Below are 18,437 nucleotides of genomic sequence, written 5' to 3'. Positions count from 1 at the left end.
GGATGTGAGCACCGTCAACAAGGAGGGATGCGGGGCGTCCGACGGGCGGGTGGCACCCGTCAGGAGCCGACCGACGCGATGGCGAGGAAGGCGTCGCGCACCCGGTCGGCGACCTCCTCGCCCGACGCGGCCTGCAGCTTGCCGTCGAGGTACAGGCAGGCGAGCCCGTGGGCGAGCCCCCACCCGGCCACGGCCAGGGCCGAGGCGTCCGCGTCGGGGAAGAGGCGATGGAGCGCGTCGGCCAGCAGCCGGTGCAGAGCGTCGGCGGCCTTGACCCTCTCGTCGCCGGCGTCGTCGCACGGCTTGCCGAACATCACGCGGAACAGGGCCGGGCGCCGCAGCGCGAAGGCAACGTAGGCGACGGCGAACTCAGCCAGGTCCGGGAGCGAGGCGGGCAGGTCACGCCCGCCACCCAGGTCGGCCAGCAGGTCCCGGAACCCCTCGACGGCCAGCGCGGACTCCAGGGCGTCGCGGTCCCTGAAGTGGCGATACGGCGCGGTCGGCGACACGCCCGCCTGGCGCGCGACGGCGCGCAGCGAGAAGGGCTCGCCACCCTCCAGCATCTCCATCGCGGTCGACAGCAGGGCCGCCCGCAGGTCGCCGTGGTGGTAGCCGCTCTTCCCTGATGTTGACATTGCTTACTTAGCCCTCCTATGCTTGGTTAGCACTGTGAACATAGCGTACGCCCGACGGCCCCGAGCCCTGCGGGAATGGGCCGCATCGCGCTCGACGGGCCGACCGGCGTAGGCGGTCGAGCAGCCGATCACACACCGGCCCTCGCCATCAGCCTGGGCGACGACACGCTGACGCCCGGTCGGGTCAGTCGACGACCTCGCTCATCGCCCCTTCTCGTGCACCTCGGTGGCACGCTGGCACCACACCAGCGACCAGGTGCCCGAAGGTTCGGCCAACGACGACGTCGGCTGGGTCCGCACCCGGCCGCGCTGGTCGACCGCATCCCTGGTGGCACGACGCCACCCGCAGCGGGGCGGTCGTCGGCACCCGCACCATCCACCTCAAGGAGACCCCATGCAGACTGTTCTCGGCGCCGGCGGGCCGATCGCCGACGAGCTCGTGAACGAGCTCCACCGCAACCACACCAAGGACATCCGCCTCGTCAGCCGAAAGCCGTCAAGGGTGAACGACACCGACGAGCTCGTGGCCGCAGACCTCACCGACGCCGACGCCACCAGCCGTGCCGTCGCGGGCAGCGGCATCGCCTACCTCACCGTCGGCCTGCCCCTGGACTCGGAGCTGTGGGAGCGACAGTTCCCCGTCATGATGCGCAACGTCATCGACGCCTGCGCCGAACACGGCACGAAGCTCGTCTTCTTCGACAACACCTACATGTATCCCGGAACGTCGACGCCCCAGACCGAGTCGACGGCATTCGCACCGGGCGGACGCAAGGGACGGGTCCGCGCGGAGCTCGCCACCATGCTGCTCGAGGCCATGCGGGCCGAACGGGTCGAAGCCCTCATCGGACGAGCGCCCGAGTTCTACGGTCCCGGCCGGACGAAGAGCTACACGAACTCGTTGGTGTTCGACCGGATCAAGGCGGGCAAGCGGCCGTTCGTCCCGGTCGACGCCCATGCCGAGCGTTCCCTGATCTGGACCCCCGACGCGAGCCGGGCTCTCGCCCTGCTCGGCAACACGCCCGATGCCTACGGACAGACGTGGCACCTGCCGGTCGATCCGGACCGGCAGTCCTACGCCCAGCTCATCGAGATCGCCGGCGAGGTCACCGGCCGAAAGGTCGGCTACACGGTGCTGCCGATGCTCGCTTTTGGCCTCGGGCGCCGCTTCGTGAAGCCCCTCGACGAGATGTTCGAGCTGCTCGTCCGCTACCGCGACGACAACATCTTCGACAGCTCGAAGTTCACGGCACGCTTTCCCGACTTCCAGGTCACGAGCTATCGGGAGGGAGTGGAGCGGATCCTCGCCGGCTGACCCGTCGAGAGGTCGCCCTGTCGGCCGGCTCGTGCCGCGATGCCGTAGCGGCTCCGGTACTCCGACGGCGTGACCCCCGTGGCGCGCTGGAAGAGCCGACGGAGGTTCGACACGTCGCGCAAGTGCAGTCAGAGTGCAATACGCCGGGTCTTCTGGATCACCCTGACCCGATGAGGATGGCGGCGAGGTAGATGGTGGCGGTCTTGTCGGAGCGGTTGGCCAGGCCGCGCGCCATTGCTTGAGCCTGTCGACGCAGCACTCGACGGTGTGTCGCTGCTTGTGGGCGGTGCGGTCGAAGGCTGGAGGTCGTCCGCCGCGGTTGCCGAGCCGCTTGCGGTTCGCGGCCTGGTCGGCTGGCTGCGGGATTGCCGCCCGGATCCGGCGGCGACGCCCCAGTCGAGGTGTCCGGTCCGGCAGCAACAGCTCGACGCATGCACACTGGGCGTCAGTCAACGGCACGCCCGGACCAACCATCAGATGTTCGGAAGGCTGCCTCTCAACTGCCTTGGATATGTTGACGCTCCCAAAGACGTCGCACATGCCTGGCGTACTGCCCGGCCCGCGACCTCTGGAGCGCGATCGATTGAAAGCGCTTGGGGGTCCGCCGCGCGCTCGTACAGCTCGACTTCGCAGGAGTCCGCGTCAACCTCGACAAGCTGTGCCAAGGCGTCTCGATCCTGCTCAGCCGTCGGACGCACGCGAACCTCGCCCCTTCACACCCACGTTGGCGGCGCGGATGGCGACCGGCGACGACCAGGTGGACGGGTGGACCTTCTGGTCGTTGACGGTGCACGGCAAGCGGCGGTCCACTCCCTCGCAAACTCACGCAACGTTACGAGCGTGGCAGCCGCCAGGACGGTGGGCTGACTTGGTCCCTAAGTGATCCAACGTGAGGGTCTGATCGCGCGGCGCTTCGAACGCACCTTCACCACCTTCGCCTGGAACGTGGGCTCGCAGCCGGGCACCCTCCTGCGCCGGTGGCCGCACCACCACGGGTTTTCGGGTCCGCCCGCCCGGGCAGGGTCGGCGACATGGCCGGCCGCCTCTCGCCGGCTGCTCCTGGCACCCGGTGGGCGCTCGGCGCTCGAACACCCCCGACTTCCTGTTCGGCCACCGCCGCTTGCATACGCTCGAAAGCAACCTTCGCAAGCGCCAAGCGGTCCTGTCAGATGGTCTCTGCCGGGAGGGTCCGTGCAGAGCAGACCTGTCTGCGTTTCGGCGGGCGGAAAGGATGCGGTGAGGGCGGAGATGGCTGATCTCAAAGCCACAGTGACCTGGACAGATGTGCGTGAGGCGCTTCCGCGGGAAGGGGTCCCGGTTGCGGCGGCGATCACCGGGAGATACCCAGCCGGAAGCGGGGATGGTGACGCGGCACCGGGTGAGGAGTTCTGGCTGGTAGCGACGATGTACTTCACCCCCCGTCACTTCGACAACGGTGAAGTGACGCGCGACTGCTTCGTCGACTCCGACGGTGTCATCCGCTTCCCCTGCACCCCCGGCAGCGACGGCGGTGTGACTCACTGGGCCGAGCTTCCCACGCTGCCCGGCACGAGGACGCACTTCCTCGGTGGGGAAGAAGTGGGACCTGCCCTGCGCAACGCCTGGCGTACGGCGAGCGATACCTGATGGGCCCTCAGCTCACTCCGGCACGGTCCGCGATCGCTGAGCCAAGGCCTGAGCCGTCGCGCGACGGCGTGACCAGCCTTCCAGCACAGCCGGCTGGGCAGCAGTGACCGACAACGGCGGATTCTTCGGCCCCGGACGACTCGTGTCCGACCAGCGGCGGATCTCCGACTCAGGTCACTGGACGCCTCCACCGCACACACGGAGGTCTTCGCCTTTGATCGAAACCTCCGCGTCAACGACGCCGCGGTTCGATACACCCAGGCCGTTCGATCCGATCCGGTCGTGAGTACTCAGCCGGCCGGGCCGCCGACGAGGACCGACCAGCCGCCGTCGACCCGCAGAGTCGTGCCGGTGGCCGCGTGGAGTGCGGGGTCGGCGGCCAGCGCCACCGCGGCGGCGACGTCTTCGGGCTCGAGCACCCGTCCCAGCACGGACTCGCGGGCGAGGACAGCGCCGCGCTCGCCGGTCAGGACTTCCGTGGTGGCTGGCGTCCGGACCGTCCCGGGCGCTACGACGAGCACGCTGACGCCGTCGCGCGCGCTCTCCGCAGCGACGTGGCGGGCGAAGGTGGCCAACGCGGATTTCGCTGTGCCGTGCGCGAGCCGGCCTTCGCCGACGTAGTCCGCAGCGGTGCTTCCGATGTAGATGATCCGACCCGCGCCCTGGTCCCGCATGGGCGCGAGGACGCGCTTGGTGATGTGGAAGGCACCGGCAAGCTCGCCGGTGACCTTGGCCGCGAATGCCGACCACGACAAGTCGGCCAGCGCAGCGAACGGCGGCGGAGCGGTATTGGCGTTGACGACGACCGTGTCGATTCGCCCGTGAGTGGCGAGGATCCCGGTCACCAGCTCATCGACGGCGGACGGCTCGGTGACGTCGGCCCTGGCGCTCGACGCGCTGCCGCCGGTGGCCTCGATGTCACGCACGACTTCGGCCGCGTCGGCGCCACCGGTCCGGTAGTTGACGATCACGTGATGTCCGCACGTTCCGAGTTGCCGCGCGATGGCCGCCCCCAGGCCACGGGCGGCGCCGGTGATGAGCGTGGTCTGTGGCATGCTTCCTCCTCGGTCGTAAGCAGGTCACCAACCTACGGAGAGCGCGGGTGTCCCGGAAGGCGCTCACCACGCGGTGGGGTGCTCACCCGGCGGTGAGCCCGCACTCCAGGAGCCCGGGAGAGGTGTGATGGGTGACGTGTTCCACAAGGACTGCCCGGCACGCGAGGTGCTGGGGCACCTCGCCGGCCGGTGGACGATCCTGGTCCTCACGGCGCTGCTGTCCGAACCGCTCCGCTATCACGAGCTACGCACGGTGGTCGCGGGAATCAGCGACAAGAGCCTCGCGGCCACGCTCCGCTCACTCCAGCAGGACGGTCTGGTGCACCGCCAGGTCGGCACAGGACAGCCGCCATCGGTGACGTATTCCGTCACCGGGCTGGGCCGCGGCGCGGCAGCGGCACTGGACCCGCTGCTGCAATGGATCCGCGCCAACGCGGTGGAGATCACGGCACGCCGCGATAAGTGACCGAGCCGTCGAAGCCGCCTGAGGCGACGGAACAACGGACTCACGCGAACCTCCGCAGACGAACACTGCGGTGACTCTCCGCGGCTACTCCCCGAGATCTGCGCCGGAGCCCGTATCGCGTCGCCTTCGCGCAGTCACATCGCTGCGGCTGCCGTCGCATCCGTACAGCCGTCCTCGCGCAGGACGTGGTCGGCCATCCATGCGTTCGTCTCACACGCAGGCGATGTCGCAATGAGGAGCCGGTCCGCCAGGTTCCACCGAATCCGGCACGACGTGGGCGCAGGTGTCGCGGGATCTGGATCCGCCCGAGGGCGCCGCTGGTGTGTCCGGGGTATTGACGCGCCATGAAACAGTTCAATAGTTTCAGTATCTTCGACTCACAGAGGCGCTCCCCCAGGCGTTCGGAGACGACACGGTGCTGATCGCGCGCCAGACGGGCCACCGCGGCCGGAGGCCCTCCGGTCCGCGGCTTCACCTCGGCGGTCCGCGGGCTCGCTCGACGCCGTGGGCGAACCGCCTTGGGGCTCCCGCCCTGCCGCCGGGCGCCGCGTCGGCTGCGGGCCGTCGTCCACCCCCGTGTTCCCCGTCAGGAGACCCGATGACCGACGCCGGCACCCCAGCCGCAGCACCACGCCCCGCCACCTTCACCACGCTCTCCCCCGCGACCCGCGAGCCGATCGCCGAGCACCCGGTCAACGGGCCGGAAGACGTCTCCCGCGCAGTGATCCGGGCCCGGGCCGCCCAGGCCGGTTGGGCGGCACTGCCCGCCGCCCGGCGGCGTGAACACCTGCTGCGCTGGAAGAAGGCCCTCGCCACCGATCTGGACGCCGTGGTCCGCACCATCTCCGAGGAGACCGGGAAGCCGGCCGGCGACGCGGCGCTGGAGGTGGTGCTGACGCTGGAACATCTGAACTGGGCGTCCCGCAACGCGGGACGTGTGCTGCGCAGACGGAAGGTGGGCACCGGACTGTTAACCGTCCATCAGCGGGCCTCACTGGTGCACCGGCCGCTCGGGGTGGTCGGAGTGATCGGCCCCTGGAACTACCCCCTGTACACCCCGATGGGCTCCATCGGCTACGCCCTTGCGGCGGGGAACGCCGTGGTCTTCAAGCCGTCCGAGCTGACCCCGGGCACCGGGGTCCTGCTGGCCGAACTCTTCGACGCCGCCGTACCCGGCCACGCCGGGCTGCTCACCACCGTCACCGGGGCGGCGTCCACCGGGAACGCCCTGGCCCGCTCCGGGGTCGACAAGCTGGCGTTCACCGGATCGCCGGGGACGGCCCGCAAGGTGATGGCGGTGTGCGCCGAGACGCTGACGCCGTTCCTCGCCGAGTGCGGTGGGAAGGACGCGGTGATCGTCACCGCGGACGCGGATCTGTCCGCGGCCGCCGACGCGATCGTGTGGGGCGGGCTCAGCAACGCGGGGCAGACCTGCGCGGGAGTGGAACGCGTCTACGCGGTGCGTGAGGTCCACGCGGCGCTGTGCGAGCAGGTGGTCCAGCGGGCCCGGACACTGCGCCCGGGGACCGAGGCCGACGCCGCCTACGGCCCGATGACGCTGCCGGGCCAGGTGGCGGTCGTCGAGCGGCATGTGACCGGTGCGATCTCGGCGGGCGCCCGGGCCCTGCTGGGCGGGCCCGAGTCGGTCCGCGCCCCGTACGTCGCGCCGGTCGTGCTGACCGGTGTTCCGGAGGGCGCGGCGGCGGTGACGGAGGAGACGTTCGGGCCGGTCGTGGTGATCGAACCGGTCGCAGACGTGGACGAGGCGGTGGAGCGGGCCAACGCCTCGCGGTACGCCCTGGGAGCGGCGGTGTTCTGCCGTGACGGACGCGCGGGTGCGGCGATCGCGGCGCGGCTGTGCGCGGGGGCGGTTTCGGTGAACTCGGTACTGGGCTTCGCGGCGGTGCCGGCGCTGCCGTTCGGCGGCTCGCGGGACTCCGGTTTCGGGCGGATCCACGGCGAGGAAGGGCTGCGCGCCTTCACCTCCGTGCAGTCGACGACGGTGCAGCGGTTCACCCCGCCGATCGCCCTGACGTCCTTCGACGTTCCGGCCGCCACACGGGAACGCGCGGTGCGGCTGGCGCGGGCGCTGCACCGGCGCCGCTGAACGGCCGCTCGGCGCCACCGACCTGACCGGCCGATCGGACGGTCAGGCGTCCAGCAGCGGGGCGAGGTAGCGGCGGGCGAAGGCCCGGGCCTGGTCCTCGTCCTCCATCTCGATGCAGCTGGCGGGGTTCAGCAGGAAGGACACGGCGACGCGCACCATGAGCTCGGCCACCGGCCGCGGGTCCTCGTCACGACGGCCTTCGGCCTGCTGGGCCCGGCGCAGATGGCCCGTCAGATAGGCGACGGTGGCGGAGAGCGAGGAGCCGCCGTCCACGGTCATGTAGGGCAGGACGACCTCGGGTTCGAGGCGCAGCAGACCGCCGAAGAGCGGGTGGGCGCGGGTGTGGCGCAGGGCGACCACGAAGCCCTCGACGACCCGCTCCTCCATGGTCGGCAGCGCTGCCACGGTGGAGTCCAGGCGCTCGAAGAACCGGCTGAGTTCGCGCAGCAGGGTGGCCTCGACCAGCTTGTCCTTGCTCTGGAAGCGCCGGAAGACGGTGACACGGGAGACCCCGGCGCGCTTGGCGACGTCGTCCACGGAGGAGCGGCGCAGGCCCAGGAGGCTGAACTGATCCAGTGCGGCGTCGAGGATCCTCCGCGCCGTACGGTCCTCCGTCTCCGGCCGGGCGAGGGCCTCGGCGAACGCCGAGTCGTTCGTGTCGGTTCTCATGACGCCCACCCTACCGGCGGACATCCCGCGAAGAGACAATGAAACGACTAACATCTCTCAGTAACACTTCTTAGTGGCACCATCCGAATTCCGGAGGATCTGATGGGCAGTCGCCTCACCGAAGAGCAGGCCGATTTCGTCGCGGCCATCCGTGCTTTCGCCAAGCGGGAGTGCGGCACCCGGGAGCAGCGCGACGCGCTGACCGCGGGCGGCCGCGAGGCCCACGACGCCGCGCTGTACGGCAGGCTCGCCGACCTGGGCTGGCTCGGGGTGTGCCTGCCCGAGGAGTACGGAGGCTCCGGCGGCGGACTGGCCGACGCCTGCCTCTTCCTGGAGGAGACCTCGTACGGGATGGTCCCGGCCGGGGGTTTCGTCACCACCGTCATCGCGGCGAAGGCGTACGAGAAGTTCGGCACGGAGCGGCAGCGGCACGACGTGCTCTCCGGCGCTGTGCGCGGCGACGTGCTGTCCATCGCCATGTCGGAGCCGGGGGCCGGGTCGGACGTCGGCGCGCTGCGCTGCCAGGCCCGCCGCGAGGCGGACGGCACGTGGGTGATCGACGGGCAGAAGACCTGGATCTCCAACGCCCACTGCGCGAAGTACGTCCTGCTGGTGGCCCGCACCGGCGAGGACAAGCACGGCGGCCTGACCATGTTCCATCTGCCCGCCGCCACCGCCGGTGTGGAGACCCGGCGCATCGACACCATGGGCGGCCGGGAGGTCAACGACGTCTTCCTGACCGATGTGCGGCTGCCCGCGGACGCGGTCGTCGGCCAGGTGGACCACGGCTGGCGGCAGTTGATGGCCGGTCTCGACCACGAGCGGCTCTTCCTCGCCGCGAACATGCTGGGGCTCGCGCGCCGCGCGTTCGACGACGCGGTCGGCTACGTCCGTGAACGCGAGCAGTTCGGCCGGCCCGTGGGCTCCTTCCAGGCGCTGAGGCACCGGATCGCCGATCTCGCCACCGAGATCGAGTGCACCCGGCTGCTGGTGCGTGAGGTCGCTCTGGACTGCGACGCCCAGCCGGACAAGCCGTTCCCGCGCGAGGCGTCGATGGCCAAGCTGAAGGCGACCGAGATCGCCAAGCGCGCCGCCCTGGAGGGCATGCAGATGATGGGCGGCTACGGCTACACCACGGAGTTCGACATGGAGCGCCATCTGCGGGCCGCCGTGATCTCCACGGTCTACGGCGGGACCAGCGAGATCCAGCGGGACGTCATCGGCAAGACCTACGGCCTCTGAGAGGTGCCCGGACGTGACGGGGAGGCCCACCGGGTGGCTTCCCCGTCACGTCCGGGCAGAGGGGAGCGCCCGGCTCAGTCCTGGTAGAGCCCGGTCAGCGAGTCGGCGTACTTGTCCCGGATGACACCGCGCCGCATCTTCAGCGACGGCGTCAGCTCGCCGGTCGCCGGGCCCCACTCCTCGGCCAGCAGCTCGTACCGCTTGACCTGCTCGCTGCGGTTGAGCCGGGCGTTGGCGGCGGCGACCGCCCGGTCCACCTCCGCACGGACGGCGGGGTGCTCCGCCAGACCGGCCGGTCCCCCCGTCGCCTCGACGCCGTTGGCCGCGGCCCAGGCGGGGGCGGCCTCCGCGTCGAGCACCAGCAGGGCGACCAGGTAGGAGTGGTTGTCGCCGTGCACCATCGCCTGGCCGATCAGCGGGTGTTCCTTGAGGGCGTTCTCCACCAGGGCCGGTGAGACGTTCTTGCCGGTGGAGGTGATGATCATCTCCTTCTTCCGGTCGGTGAGCCAGAGGTAGCCGTCCTCGTCCATCCGGCCGATGTCGCCGGTGGCCAGCCAGCCGTCGGCGTCCAGGGCGGACGCCACCGAGCCGTCCGGCCGGAGGTAGCCGGAGAAGACGGACGAGCCCCGCACCAGGATCTCGCCGTCCTCGGCGACGCGGACCTCGACGGACTCCACCGGGCGTCCCACGGAGCCGAGTCGGAACCCGGTCCGCGGACTGTTGCTGGTGGCCACGCCGCTGGTCTCGGTCAGCCCCCAGGCGTCCATGATGACGACGCCGAAACCGGCCCAGAAGTTCACCACGTCGACCGACATCGGCGCCGACGCGCTGGCCGACCAGGTCACCCGGTCCAGACCGCCCGCGGCCAGCATGGGCAGCAGCACGTCCTCGCGGACGCGGGCGTAGCGTTCCTCCAGTTCGGCGGGCGGCGTCTCGCCGCGCTCGCGGTGTCCGACATGCTCACGGGCGACGTCGAATGCCCGGTCGATGACCTCCCGCTGCTCCGCCGGCATCAGCGAGAGGACGCCCCGCACACCCGCGGACAGCTTCTCCCAGATCCTCGGCACACCGAAGAACTGCGCGGGGCGCACCATGCGCACCACGGCGGCGACGCCCGCCGGGTCGGCACAGAGGTAGACGTGCGAGGCCCGGTGGCAGGGCAGATAGATGCCCAGCATCCGCTCGGCGATGTGGGCGAAGGGCAGGTAGCAGATGTGCTCGACGTGCGGGGGCAGTTCCACCACGGCGTCAAGCGCCAGGGCGTTGGACATCACCTGGCGGTGGGTCAGGACGACTCCCTTGGGCTCGCCGCTGGTGCCGGAGGTGTAGACGACGGTCAGTGGGTCCTCGGGGCGGGCGGCGTCCAGTTCCTCGGCGAACCGCGCCGGCACCGGTTCGCGGAGCAGGGCGGCGTACGGGAAGTGGCTGCCCTCCGCGCCCGCCTCGGCCACCACCAGCCGTTCCAGCGGGGTGTCGGCGTCGGCCAGGATCGGCTCCCACACCACCACCTGCGCCGCACCCTCCACCACGGCGAGGCGGGCCCGGCAGTTCCTGGCGATGTGGGTGATCTGCTCGGGGGCCGCGGTGCCGTAGACGCTGACCGGGACCGCGCCGAGGCGGACCAGCGCCAGGTCGGACAGCCAGTGTTCGGGCCGGTTGGCCATCATCAGCAGGACGCGGTCGCCACGCCCCACGCCGAGGGCTCTGTAGCCCGCGGCGAGGTTCCGGGTCTGCTGGTGGATCTCCGCCCAGCTGGACGTCCTCCAGCCACCGTCCGAGTCCTTCGACTGCCAGGAGAGTGCGGGGAGCTGCGGGTACGCACGCGCGTTGTGGGCCAGCAGTTGCGGCAGGGTCCGGTCGGCCGGGGCGTCGGGCAGGTCGCCGTCGGGGCGGGGGGCTGATGTCATCGGGGCCTCCTTGCGGGGCGGAAGGGACCGGGGCGGTGGGGCCCCGGCGGGCGTGCCGGGCTCGTGGCGGTGGTGCGGGCTCAGCGCCGGGATACGCCGACGGTCGGCCGGACGGTTCGTGGCCGGGGCCGCTGTGACCTCGCCCCGACGTCACAGCCAACTCCTCACGCGTTCGACCAGCCGGGCGGGGTCCGGACCGACGGGGGTGACGTTGAGCATGGTCACCCCCGCCTCGCGGAAGACCTCGATGCGGTCGCGGACGTAGCCCTCGGGCCCGGCGAGGCAGAGCAGCTCCAGCAGCTCGGCCGGTACGGCGGCCTCGGCCTCCTTCTTTCGGCCGGCGAGGTAGTGCTCCTGGATTGCGGCCGCGGCGTCCTCGTAGCCGTAGGAGCAGACCAGGTCGTGGTAGAAGTTGCGGCCGGGCGCGCCCATGCCGCCGACGTAGAGGGCGACGGTGGGGCGCATCAGGTCACGGACCGCCTCGGCGTCGTCGCCGATGGCCAGCAGACCGCCCGCCACGACCGAGAGCGGGCCGAGAGCGGGGTCACGCTCGGCGGTGCCCTCGGTCAGCGGCCGGCCCCAGACCTTGGCGGCGTGCTCGGGGACGTACAGGAACGGCAGCCATCCGTCGGCGATCTCGGCGGCCATCCGGACATTGGCAGGGCCGAGCGCCGCGAGGAAGATGGGGATGGCGTCGCGGACCGGGTGGTTCAGCAGCTTCAGCGGCTTGCCGAGGGTGCCTCCCTTCTCGGGCGGCAGGGGCAGGTCGGTGATGCCGTGGTGCTCGATCACCTCGCGCCGCCAGATCCGCCGGGACAGCTCGATCACCTCGCGGGTGCGGCCCAGCGGGCGGTCGTAACGGCGGCCGTGCCAGCCCTCGACGACCTGCGGTCCGGAGGCGCCGACGCCGAGGACGGCCCTGCCGCCGCTGACGGCGTCGAGTCCGGCCGCGGTCTGGGCGATCAGTGCGGGGGTGCGCGAGTAGACGTTCAGGACGGCCGAGCCGATCCGCATCCGTTCGGTGCTCGCGGCGAGGTATCCCATGACCGTCGGGGAGTCGAAGCCGTATGCCTCGGCCACCCAGACGGCGTCGAGGCCCGCGGACTCCAGGGCGGCGGCGCGGTCCGCGGCGGCGCGCGGGTCACCGGCGTACGTCAGGGGTGAGGACAGTTCCATCAGCGGTGATCCTTCAGCAGTTCGGGCACGTCCCGGTCGCGGGCCACGTCGGGGGTGTGCGCGCCGGGGAGGGCGGGGGGCAGCCGGAGATCCCGGAGAAGCGGGGGGCGGGAGCGGGCTGGGTGATGCCGTACGCCTCGGTGTAGGTGCCACGGCCGGTGAGATGCGGGTGGCCGGCCGCCTGTGCAGCGAGAGCACCGGCACGACGCAGGCGTCGGTACCTGCGAAGACGGTCGCCCACTCCTCGCGTGTGGCGGTCTTGAACCGGGTGGCGGACCCGGCCCGCAGCTCGGGCCGGTTGTGCGGGTCGGCGCGGTCGGGCAGGCCGTCACCGCCCAGGCCCAGCAGGGAGACGAACGCCGCGTAGAACTGGGGTTCCAGGGCGCCGACGGCCATCCCGCCACCGTCGGCGGTCTCGTACCCGCCGTAGTAGGGGCAGCCGCCGTCGAGCAGATTGCGGCCGCGGGCATCCCGCCAGGTGCCTTCGGCGAGCCTGCCCCAGAACATGGTGGTGAGGTGTGGGGCCCCGTCCACGATCTCGGCGCGCTCCGCCAACGCCCGTACCGCAGCGGGCCCTTCGGTCGACTTGAGGTTCGACCAGGACGGAGCGCCTGTTGCGGCTGGTGACGTCGAAGGCGGGATCGCCGCCGAGTGGCGAGGGGCCGGGGCGGTCCACGCGCACCACGTCGGCGCCCAGGTCGGCGAGGAGCGTCGCGGCGAAGGGGCCGGTACCGATTCCCGCCAGTTCGGCCACGCGTACACCGTCCAGCGGGCCCGCCGCGGTGCGGCCGGGAGGGTCGGGAGTGTCATGGCTCATGGGGTTCCTCTCTCGGCGCAGGGCGGACTCGCCACCACTCGACCGGGACCTTACTGAGCGTTCGCTAAGAAGATAGGAGCGCCATGACGGGCGGTCAACTGCCCGTACGGCGTGAGTTTTCACGGGCCGCCATCGGGGAAGTGAACACCGGCAACCAGCTTCACTGATCGAACGCTAAGCACATGGAAGGAGATGATCCGCAGCTACGGCCGTACGATGTCGCCGATCGCCGCACGTCCCGAGGAGAGTCGTTGAGCACCGAGCCGAGCCAAGACACCGCGCCCCCGGCGGAGCACTGGCGCTCCTACGGACCGCTCGACCTGCACCCGATCCTGGTGCACGCCATGGAGGCGTTCAACGAGCACGGCTATCACGGCACTTCGGTCCGGGACATCGCCGGCCGGGTCGGCGTCACGGTGCCCGCACTGTACTACCACTACGAGAACAAGCAGGCCTTGCTGGCCACGCTGCTGGAGACGTCCATCAAGGACGTCCTGGACCGCTGCCGGGCCGCGGCCGGGGAGGCCGGGGACGATCCACTGGCGCGGCTGTGCGGCATGGTCGAGTCGATCGTGCTCTCCATGGCCCACCGCCGGCAGCTGGCCTTCCTCGACACCGAGATCCGCAGCCTGGAACCGCAGAACCGGGCCCGCTACGTCGCCCTGCGCGACTACCTCGAGCACATGCTGCTGAACGCGGTCGAGGCGGGCCGCGCCCAGGGTGTGTTCACCACGCCGATCCCGGCCGACGCGGTGCGTTCGGTGCTCACCATGTGCCAGGGGGTCGCCAACTGGTTCCGCGCGGACGGTCCGCTCACCGCGGAGGAGGTCGCCGAACGTCACGTGCTGCTGTGTCTCGGTACCGTGGGTCACCCCGGCACCGTCACCGGCGACCCCGCGCTTCCGTTCCCACGGCGCTCCGCCCTCAGGTCTTCCTCCCCCGGGCGGACTCCCGTATCCCGCCGCTCCGTTCCGCCCGCCGCCCGGTGACGCCCCCTCCCGGCTCCACCGGTCGGCGGCGACCGGGCCGGCCGCCTCCCGCTGATCCCGCACCGGCGGGATCGTGACGTTGCCCCCCCTGTGGCAGCAGCACCGACGAAAGGACACCCCCGCATGGACGTGATCGTGGCCCGCGCCCGGTTCCAGGAGCTCCGGGAGCGGAGCGGTCCGGTCGTCCCGTCCGAACTGGACGAGATCTGGGCGGCGTTGGACACCGTCCGCCCCGAGGACATACTCGGAGAGTGGAAGGGCGGCGAGTTCCGCACCGGTCATCCCCTGGACGGCACGCTCGCGACAGTCGGCTGGTACGGCAAGACCTTCACCTCCGTGCACGACGCCAAGCCGCTGATCTGCCGGAACTCGGCAGGCGAGCTGTACTCCAACCGCGAACTGGGCAAGGGCGAGGCCAGTCTGTGGACCGTCGAGTTCCGCGGCGAGCCGACGGCCACCATGGTCTACGACGGACGGCCGGTCCTCGACCACTTCAAGCGGGTGGACGGCTCCACACTGATGGGGATCATGAACGTCAAGGGGGTGCCCGCAGAGGGGCCCTTCTTCTACTTCTTCCTGGAGCGCGTCTCCGAGGGCCCACGCGCCGGAGAGGGTTCGTGAGGCGCGTCCGCGCCATGGTCGTCGAGGCGCCCGGCGGACCGTTCACCGTCCGGGACGCGGACCTGGAGGATCCGCGGCCGCGCGAGGTGCTGGTGAGAATGAGCGCGGTCGGCGTCTGTCACACCGACCTGGGGATGCGGGACACCTGGCCCCCGAAGCTCACCCCGATGGTCTTCGGCCACGAGGGCGCGGGCCGGGTCGAGGCCGTGGGCACGGAGGTGACGGGCGTCGCACCGGGGGATCATGTCTGCCTCACCTTCGCCAGTTGCGGCGTCTGCGCGCTGTGCGCGGCCGACCACCCGGCGTACTGCCGCTCCGCGCGGACCCTGAACCTCTCCGGTGCCCGCGACGACGGCACCTCTCCGCTCTCTCTCGACGGGACCCCGCTCCACGCCGCCTTCTTCGGTCAGTCCAGCTTCGCCACGCACGCCGTCGTCCACGAACGCGGCGTGGTCAAGGTGCCCTCGGACCTGCCGGCCGCGGTCGCCGCACCGCTCGGCTGCGGCGGCCAGACGGGCGCGGGCACCGTGCTCAACCGGCTGCGTCCCGAGCCGGGTTCCTCGCTCGTCGTCCTGGGCGCGGGCGGGGTCGGCCTGAGCGCGCTGATGGCCGCGGTGGCCGTGGGCTGCGACCCGGTGGTGGCCGTCGACCCGGTCGCCTCCCGCCGAACCCTGGCCATCGAACTCGGCGCCACGGCGGCCCTGCCTCCCGGCGACGGTCTGGTGACGGCGCTGCGCGACCTCACCGACGGCGGTGCGCACCACGTCGTCGAGACCACCGGCCGTCCGGAGACGGTCCGCCGGGCCGTCGGCGCGTTGCGTCCGCTCGGCCGGCTCGCCCTCGTCGGACTCGGCGGCGAGGTGACGTTCGACGTGATGGGCCTGCTCGCCAAAGGTGTCCGTATCCACGGGGTGATCGAGGGGGACTCCGACCCCGGCCGCTTCATCCCGGAACTCGTCGGCCTGTACGGACGGGGTCTCTTCCCGCTCGACCGGCTGGTCACCACGTTCCCGTTCGAGGACATCGGCGCGGCCGTGGCCGCCATGAGGGACGGCAGCGCGGTCAAGCCCGTCCTCACTTTCGCCTGACCGGCGGACCGTGTCACGGACGGAGGAACCGCCCGGGAAGCGGTGCGGGTCACCCGCGCTGCGCGGCTCCCGTCGGGCGCTCCGGCCGCGTGACAGCGTGTGATTGACTGATCCGCATGGCCTCCGCCTCACCGCCCACCCGTTCGGATACGACCGCGGCCGCTCGGCCCCGCAACCGCAAGCAGCTCATCGTCGACGCGGCCGGGCGGGTCTTCAGTGAGCGCGGCTACCACTCCGCCTCCATGGAGGAGGTGGCCGCCGCCGTGGGCATCACCGCGACCGCCTTGTACCGGCACTTCCCCAACAAGTACGCGCTGTTCGCCGAGTGCGCCGACGTCATGGTGGACGGGCTGGTCGCCGCGCTCGACGAGGTACCGGCCGGGGCGCCCCTGAAGGACGTGCTCACCGCCGTCACCCGGATCACCGTCACGCATCGCGCGTCGGGCGGCGTGTACCGGTGGGAGTCCCGCTACCTCAACCGCGAGGACCTCCGGCGTCTCGGGGCGAAGTTCGGGCGCCTCGTCGCACGGGTCGACGAGGCGGTGCGGCGCGAACACCCGTTGCCCGACGAGCGCCTGCGAGCCGTGGCGGCCCTGGGTGCGATCGGGTCCATCACGATGCACCGCACCTCCATCGCCCAACGCCGGGCCGAGGAACTGCTGTCGGCGTCCGCGCTGCGCGTGGCCGTGACCGATCCCGCGAAAGGCCGGCCGAGCGTCCGCCCCGTCCAGCTGCCCGCCCGGCCGGTGCCGCGTACCCGGCGCGCGGAGATCCTCGCCGCCGCCGTCCCGCTGTTCGCGCGCGACGGGTTCGCTGGTGTCACGAACGGACAGATGGCGGAGGCGGTCGGACTGACCCCGTCCGCGCTCTACCGCCACTACCCCGGGAAGGTCGACATCCTGGCGGCGGCGTGCCTCCAGGCGGCGGGGCTGCTCGCCCAGGGGGTGGAGCAGAGTCTGCGCGGGATTTCCCGTCCGCATGACGCCGTCGTCGCTCTGGCAGCGACGTATGTGGCCTACAGCTTCGAATACACCGAGCTCAACAGTGTCGCCGAGGCCGAGCTCGCCGGCTTGCCGACCGACCTGCGGCGGCCCTTGGTCCTCGCACAGCGGGAGCACATAGCCGTCTGGGAGCAGCAGTTGCGGCTGGCCCGTCCGGAGCTGGACCCGCGCCAGGCCAGGGTGCTGGTGCACGCGGGGTTCGGCGTGGTGGTCGAGGCGGGACGCCGACTGGGGTGGCGGGACAGCCCTGACCACCGCGAGGCCGTGACCGCTCTGGTCGTGGGCTCGCTGGGTCTCTGAGCCCCCGTCAGAACAGGCACGCGACGAGACCCCGCGCCTCTCGCGACGTCACGTGTGGGCCCGCCCCTCAGGCTTCTCCGCCGGGAGGCGGGCCACAGGTCGCGGCGGCGGCTCAGCCCGCCCTGTTTCCGGTGGGGATCGTGATGGGGGTGGTGGACCCGGAGGAACCCTTGTTGAGGAACAGCATGCCCAGGGCGCGCACGAACTGGTCGAACATGTAGAAGGTGCCGGGCATGACGGGCGACAGCCCTTCACGGAACAGGATGTACGCCGGCCAGGCCGTGCGGACCAGGGCCGCCGACACGTAGTCGCGCTTCAGTCCCAGCCAATCGCCGACCTCGTCGCTGAGGACGTAGCGCACGAACTCGTTCAGGAACCCTCGCGTGACGCCGAGGTCGATCTGGGCGGTCAGGCCGAGCAGTTCCTCGGCCAGCGCGATGCCCTCCGTCGACGGGCTGAGGATCGGGGTGAGCACCTGCGCCGACTGCTTCTCGGCGGCCGCCCACGTCCTGGGGATGTGCTCGTAGGGCACGCCGAGCAGGTGGACCGCGACCTGCCACGAGTGCAGGAACGCCTCCTGGTCCGCCACCGGGTACGGGATCTTCCAGTCGAGCAGCTTCCTGTGCACGTAGGTGCCGAGGCTGTGGAAGGTGACCAGGATGTCGGCGGCGCTGATCGGGACGGTCTCGTCGGCGACCGCCCGCCAGTGCGGCGACTGCGGCAGGAGGTGACGCACCGCGGCGTGCACCACGCGCGTCTTGTTGGCGGTGACGACGAACTGCCCCGTCGGCTTGAACGCCCCCAGCTGGGACAGGTCGTAGCCGAACGTGAACGTCTTGGCCGCGCGGTCCTGCATCTGGGCGCCGCCCGCGGACCAGTAGACGCTCTTGGCCTCGCGCGGGATCACGGTGCTCATGATTCCGCTGCCGAGGCCGTAGAGCATGAAGAGGTACATGTCCCTGCGCCGGTTGAAGTCGGCGGCGCGGGTCAGCTTGGCGGGGTCGGCCCAGGAGGGCAGCTGGTTGACCTGCCGCAGGTATGCGGTGAACTCGGCGGGCAGGCCGCCGGGCAGCGGATCGCCGTTGTTCACCCACGACGCCCACGCGGTGTTGATCGCGGGTACGTGCCCGTTGTCGAGCATCGAGACCATCAGAGGATCCGCCACGTCGTCCCAGATCCACTCCGGGCCTGTCCCCTCGTCGGCTCCGGCGGCCGAGCCCGTCGACGCCCATGCCTGGACGGGGTTCGTCACGCCCACGAGGCCGAGAGCGACACCGAGGGACAAGGCTTTTCGTCTGCTGAGATTCTCCATTGACTTTCCTGCTTCCCTGACGAGACGGATGCCCCTAGATGCTTCCAGATACCGCCTGTTGCGTGCCCGAGACCTGGTGGGTCCTGTCATGACGATGTGATTTCTCATTAA

Annotated in this window: 16 protein-coding genes and 2 pseudogenes; 9 read left to right on the top strand and 9 right to left on the bottom strand. The window is 71.2% G+C overall.

Features of this window, described 5'->3' with window-relative positions:
• Positions 1 to 59: 59 nt before the first annotated feature.
• Positions 60 to 635 (bottom strand): TetR/AcrR family transcriptional regulator, encoded by a 576-nt coding sequence (locus tag SACTE_RS30565; protein ID WP_014049885.1) that lies wholly within the window; start codon positions 633 to 635, stop codon positions 60 to 62.
• A 394-nt stretch (positions 636 to 1,029) separates the two neighbouring features.
• Between SACTE_RS30565 and SACTE_RS30560 the strand changes: the two genes are divergently transcribed.
• Entirely contained in the window at positions 1,030 to 1,950 is a 921-nt protein-coding gene (locus tag SACTE_RS30560) for an NAD-dependent epimerase/dehydratase family protein (RefSeq protein ID WP_014049884.1), read from the top strand.
• Here SACTE_RS30560 and SACTE_RS34195 read toward each other — a convergent pair.
• Complete coding sequence (locus SACTE_RS34195) at positions 1,914 to 2,063, bottom strand: helix-turn-helix transcriptional regulator (RefSeq protein ID WP_226995194.1); 150 nt, start codon at positions 2,061 to 2,063, stop codon at positions 1,914 to 1,916. The two genes, SACTE_RS30560 and SACTE_RS34195, sit on opposite strands and share 37 nt — an antisense overlap.
• A 44-nt stretch (positions 2,064 to 2,107) precedes the next feature.
• A pseudogene (locus tag SACTE_RS35285) lies at positions 2,108 to 2,340 on the bottom strand (IS5/IS1182 family transposase); the annotation flags it as partial.
• Positions 2,341 to 3,198: 858 nt separating this feature from the next.
• Between SACTE_RS35285 and SACTE_RS35640 the strand changes: the two are divergent.
• Positions 3,199 to 3,576: an AQJ64_40280 family protein gene (locus SACTE_RS35640; RefSeq protein ID WP_014049883.1), complete on the top strand. Its 378-nt coding sequence runs from the start codon at positions 3,199 to 3,201 to the stop codon at positions 3,574 to 3,576.
• Positions 3,577 to 3,866: 290 nt separating this feature from the next.
• Here the strand turns inward: SACTE_RS35640 and SACTE_RS30550 are convergent, their stop codons facing one another.
• A complete protein-coding gene (locus SACTE_RS30550; RefSeq protein ID WP_014049882.1) occupies positions 3,867 to 4,631 on the bottom strand; it encodes an SDR family oxidoreductase in 765 nt (254 codons plus the stop codon).
• Positions 4,632 to 4,758: 127 nt separating this feature from the next.
• Between SACTE_RS30550 and SACTE_RS30545 the strand changes: the two genes are divergently transcribed.
• Complete coding sequence (locus SACTE_RS30545) at positions 4,759 to 5,097, top strand: helix-turn-helix domain-containing protein (RefSeq protein WP_014049881.1); 339 nt, start codon at positions 4,759 to 4,761, stop codon at positions 5,095 to 5,097.
• A gap of 598 nt (positions 5,098 to 5,695) precedes the next feature.
• Positions 5,696 to 7,204: an aldehyde dehydrogenase family protein gene (locus tag SACTE_RS30540; protein WP_014049880.1), complete on the top strand. Its 1,509-nt coding sequence runs from the start codon at positions 5,696 to 5,698 to the stop codon at positions 7,202 to 7,204.
• Between the two features lie 42 nt (positions 7,205 to 7,246).
• Here the strand turns inward: SACTE_RS30540 and SACTE_RS30535 are convergent, their stop codons facing one another.
• Positions 7,247 to 7,873 (bottom strand): TetR/AcrR family transcriptional regulator, encoded by a 627-nt coding sequence (locus SACTE_RS30535; RefSeq protein ID WP_014049879.1) that lies wholly within the window; start codon positions 7,871 to 7,873, stop codon positions 7,247 to 7,249.
• Positions 7,874 to 7,975: 102 nt separating this feature from the next.
• Here SACTE_RS30535 and SACTE_RS30530 point away from each other — a divergent pair, with 102 nt between their 5' ends.
• Positions 7,976 to 9,115, top strand: a complete 1,140-nt coding sequence (locus SACTE_RS30530; RefSeq protein ID WP_014049878.1) for an acyl-CoA dehydrogenase family protein — start codon at positions 7,976 to 7,978, stop codon at positions 9,113 to 9,115.
• A 74-nt stretch (positions 9,116 to 9,189) separates the two neighbouring features.
• Here SACTE_RS30530 and SACTE_RS30525 read toward each other — a convergent pair whose 3' ends face one another.
• From SACTE_RS30525 to SACTE_RS33550, 3 genes and pseudogenes are all read right to left on the bottom strand, one after another.
• Positions 9,190 to 11,022 carry an AMP-dependent synthetase/ligase gene (locus tag SACTE_RS30525; protein ID WP_014049877.1) on the bottom strand — a complete coding sequence of 611 codons (1,833 nt, stop codon included), beginning with the start codon at positions 11,020 to 11,022 and terminating at the stop codon, positions 9,190 to 9,192.
• A 150-nt stretch (positions 11,023 to 11,172) separates the two neighbouring features.
• Entirely contained in the window at positions 11,173 to 12,198 is a 1,026-nt protein-coding gene (locus tag SACTE_RS30520; protein ID WP_026359118.1) for an LLM class F420-dependent oxidoreductase, read from the bottom strand.
• A pseudogene (locus tag SACTE_RS33550) lies at positions 12,198 to 13,015 on the bottom strand (CoA transferase). The gene SACTE_RS30520 and the pseudogene SACTE_RS33550 overlap by 1 nt, the downstream one beginning before the upstream one ends.
• A gap of 251 nt (positions 13,016 to 13,266) precedes the next feature.
• Here SACTE_RS33550 and SACTE_RS30515 point away from each other — a divergent pair.
• The 4 genes from SACTE_RS30515 (at position 13,267) to SACTE_RS30500 (ending at position 17,014) form a co-directional block, all read left to right on the top strand.
• Positions 13,267 to 14,004 carry a TetR/AcrR family transcriptional regulator gene (locus tag SACTE_RS30515; RefSeq protein ID WP_014049876.1) on the top strand — a complete coding sequence of 246 codons (738 nt, stop codon included), beginning with the start codon at positions 13,267 to 13,269 and terminating at the stop codon, positions 14,002 to 14,004.
• A 123-nt stretch (positions 14,005 to 14,127) separates the two neighbouring features.
• Complete coding sequence (locus SACTE_RS30510; protein WP_014049875.1) at positions 14,128 to 14,625, top strand: DUF4334 domain-containing protein; 498 nt, start codon at positions 14,128 to 14,130, stop codon at positions 14,623 to 14,625.
• The gene (locus SACTE_RS30505; RefSeq protein ID WP_014049874.1) at positions 14,622 to 15,713 is read left to right on the top strand and encodes an NAD(P)-dependent alcohol dehydrogenase; all 1,092 of its coding nucleotides are present in this window, start codon (positions 14,622 to 14,624) and stop codon (positions 15,711 to 15,713) included. Before SACTE_RS30510 ends, SACTE_RS30505 begins: the two co-directional genes overlap by 4 nt.
• 116 nt (positions 15,714 to 15,829) lie before the next feature.
• Positions 15,830 to 17,014, top strand: a complete 1,185-nt coding sequence (locus tag SACTE_RS30500) for a TetR/AcrR family transcriptional regulator (protein WP_014049873.1) — start codon at positions 15,830 to 15,832, stop codon at positions 17,012 to 17,014.
• A 112-nt stretch (positions 17,015 to 17,126) separates the two neighbouring features.
• Here SACTE_RS30500 and SACTE_RS30495 read toward each other — a convergent pair whose 3' ends face one another.
• A complete protein-coding gene (locus SACTE_RS30495; RefSeq protein ID WP_014049872.1) occupies positions 17,127 to 18,326 on the bottom strand; it encodes an oxygenase MpaB family protein in 1,200 nt (399 codons plus the stop codon).
• Between the last annotated feature and the right edge of the window lie 111 nt (positions 18,327 to 18,437).

Source organism: Streptomyces sp. SirexAA-E, from assembly GCF_000177195.2.
GTDB classification, from domain to species: Bacteria; Actinomycetota; Actinomycetes; order Streptomycetales; family Streptomycetaceae; genus Streptomyces; species Streptomyces flavovirens.
The sequence above is the reverse complement of the archived record's forward strand: the minus strand, read 5'-3'. Positions and strand labels throughout refer to the sequence as shown.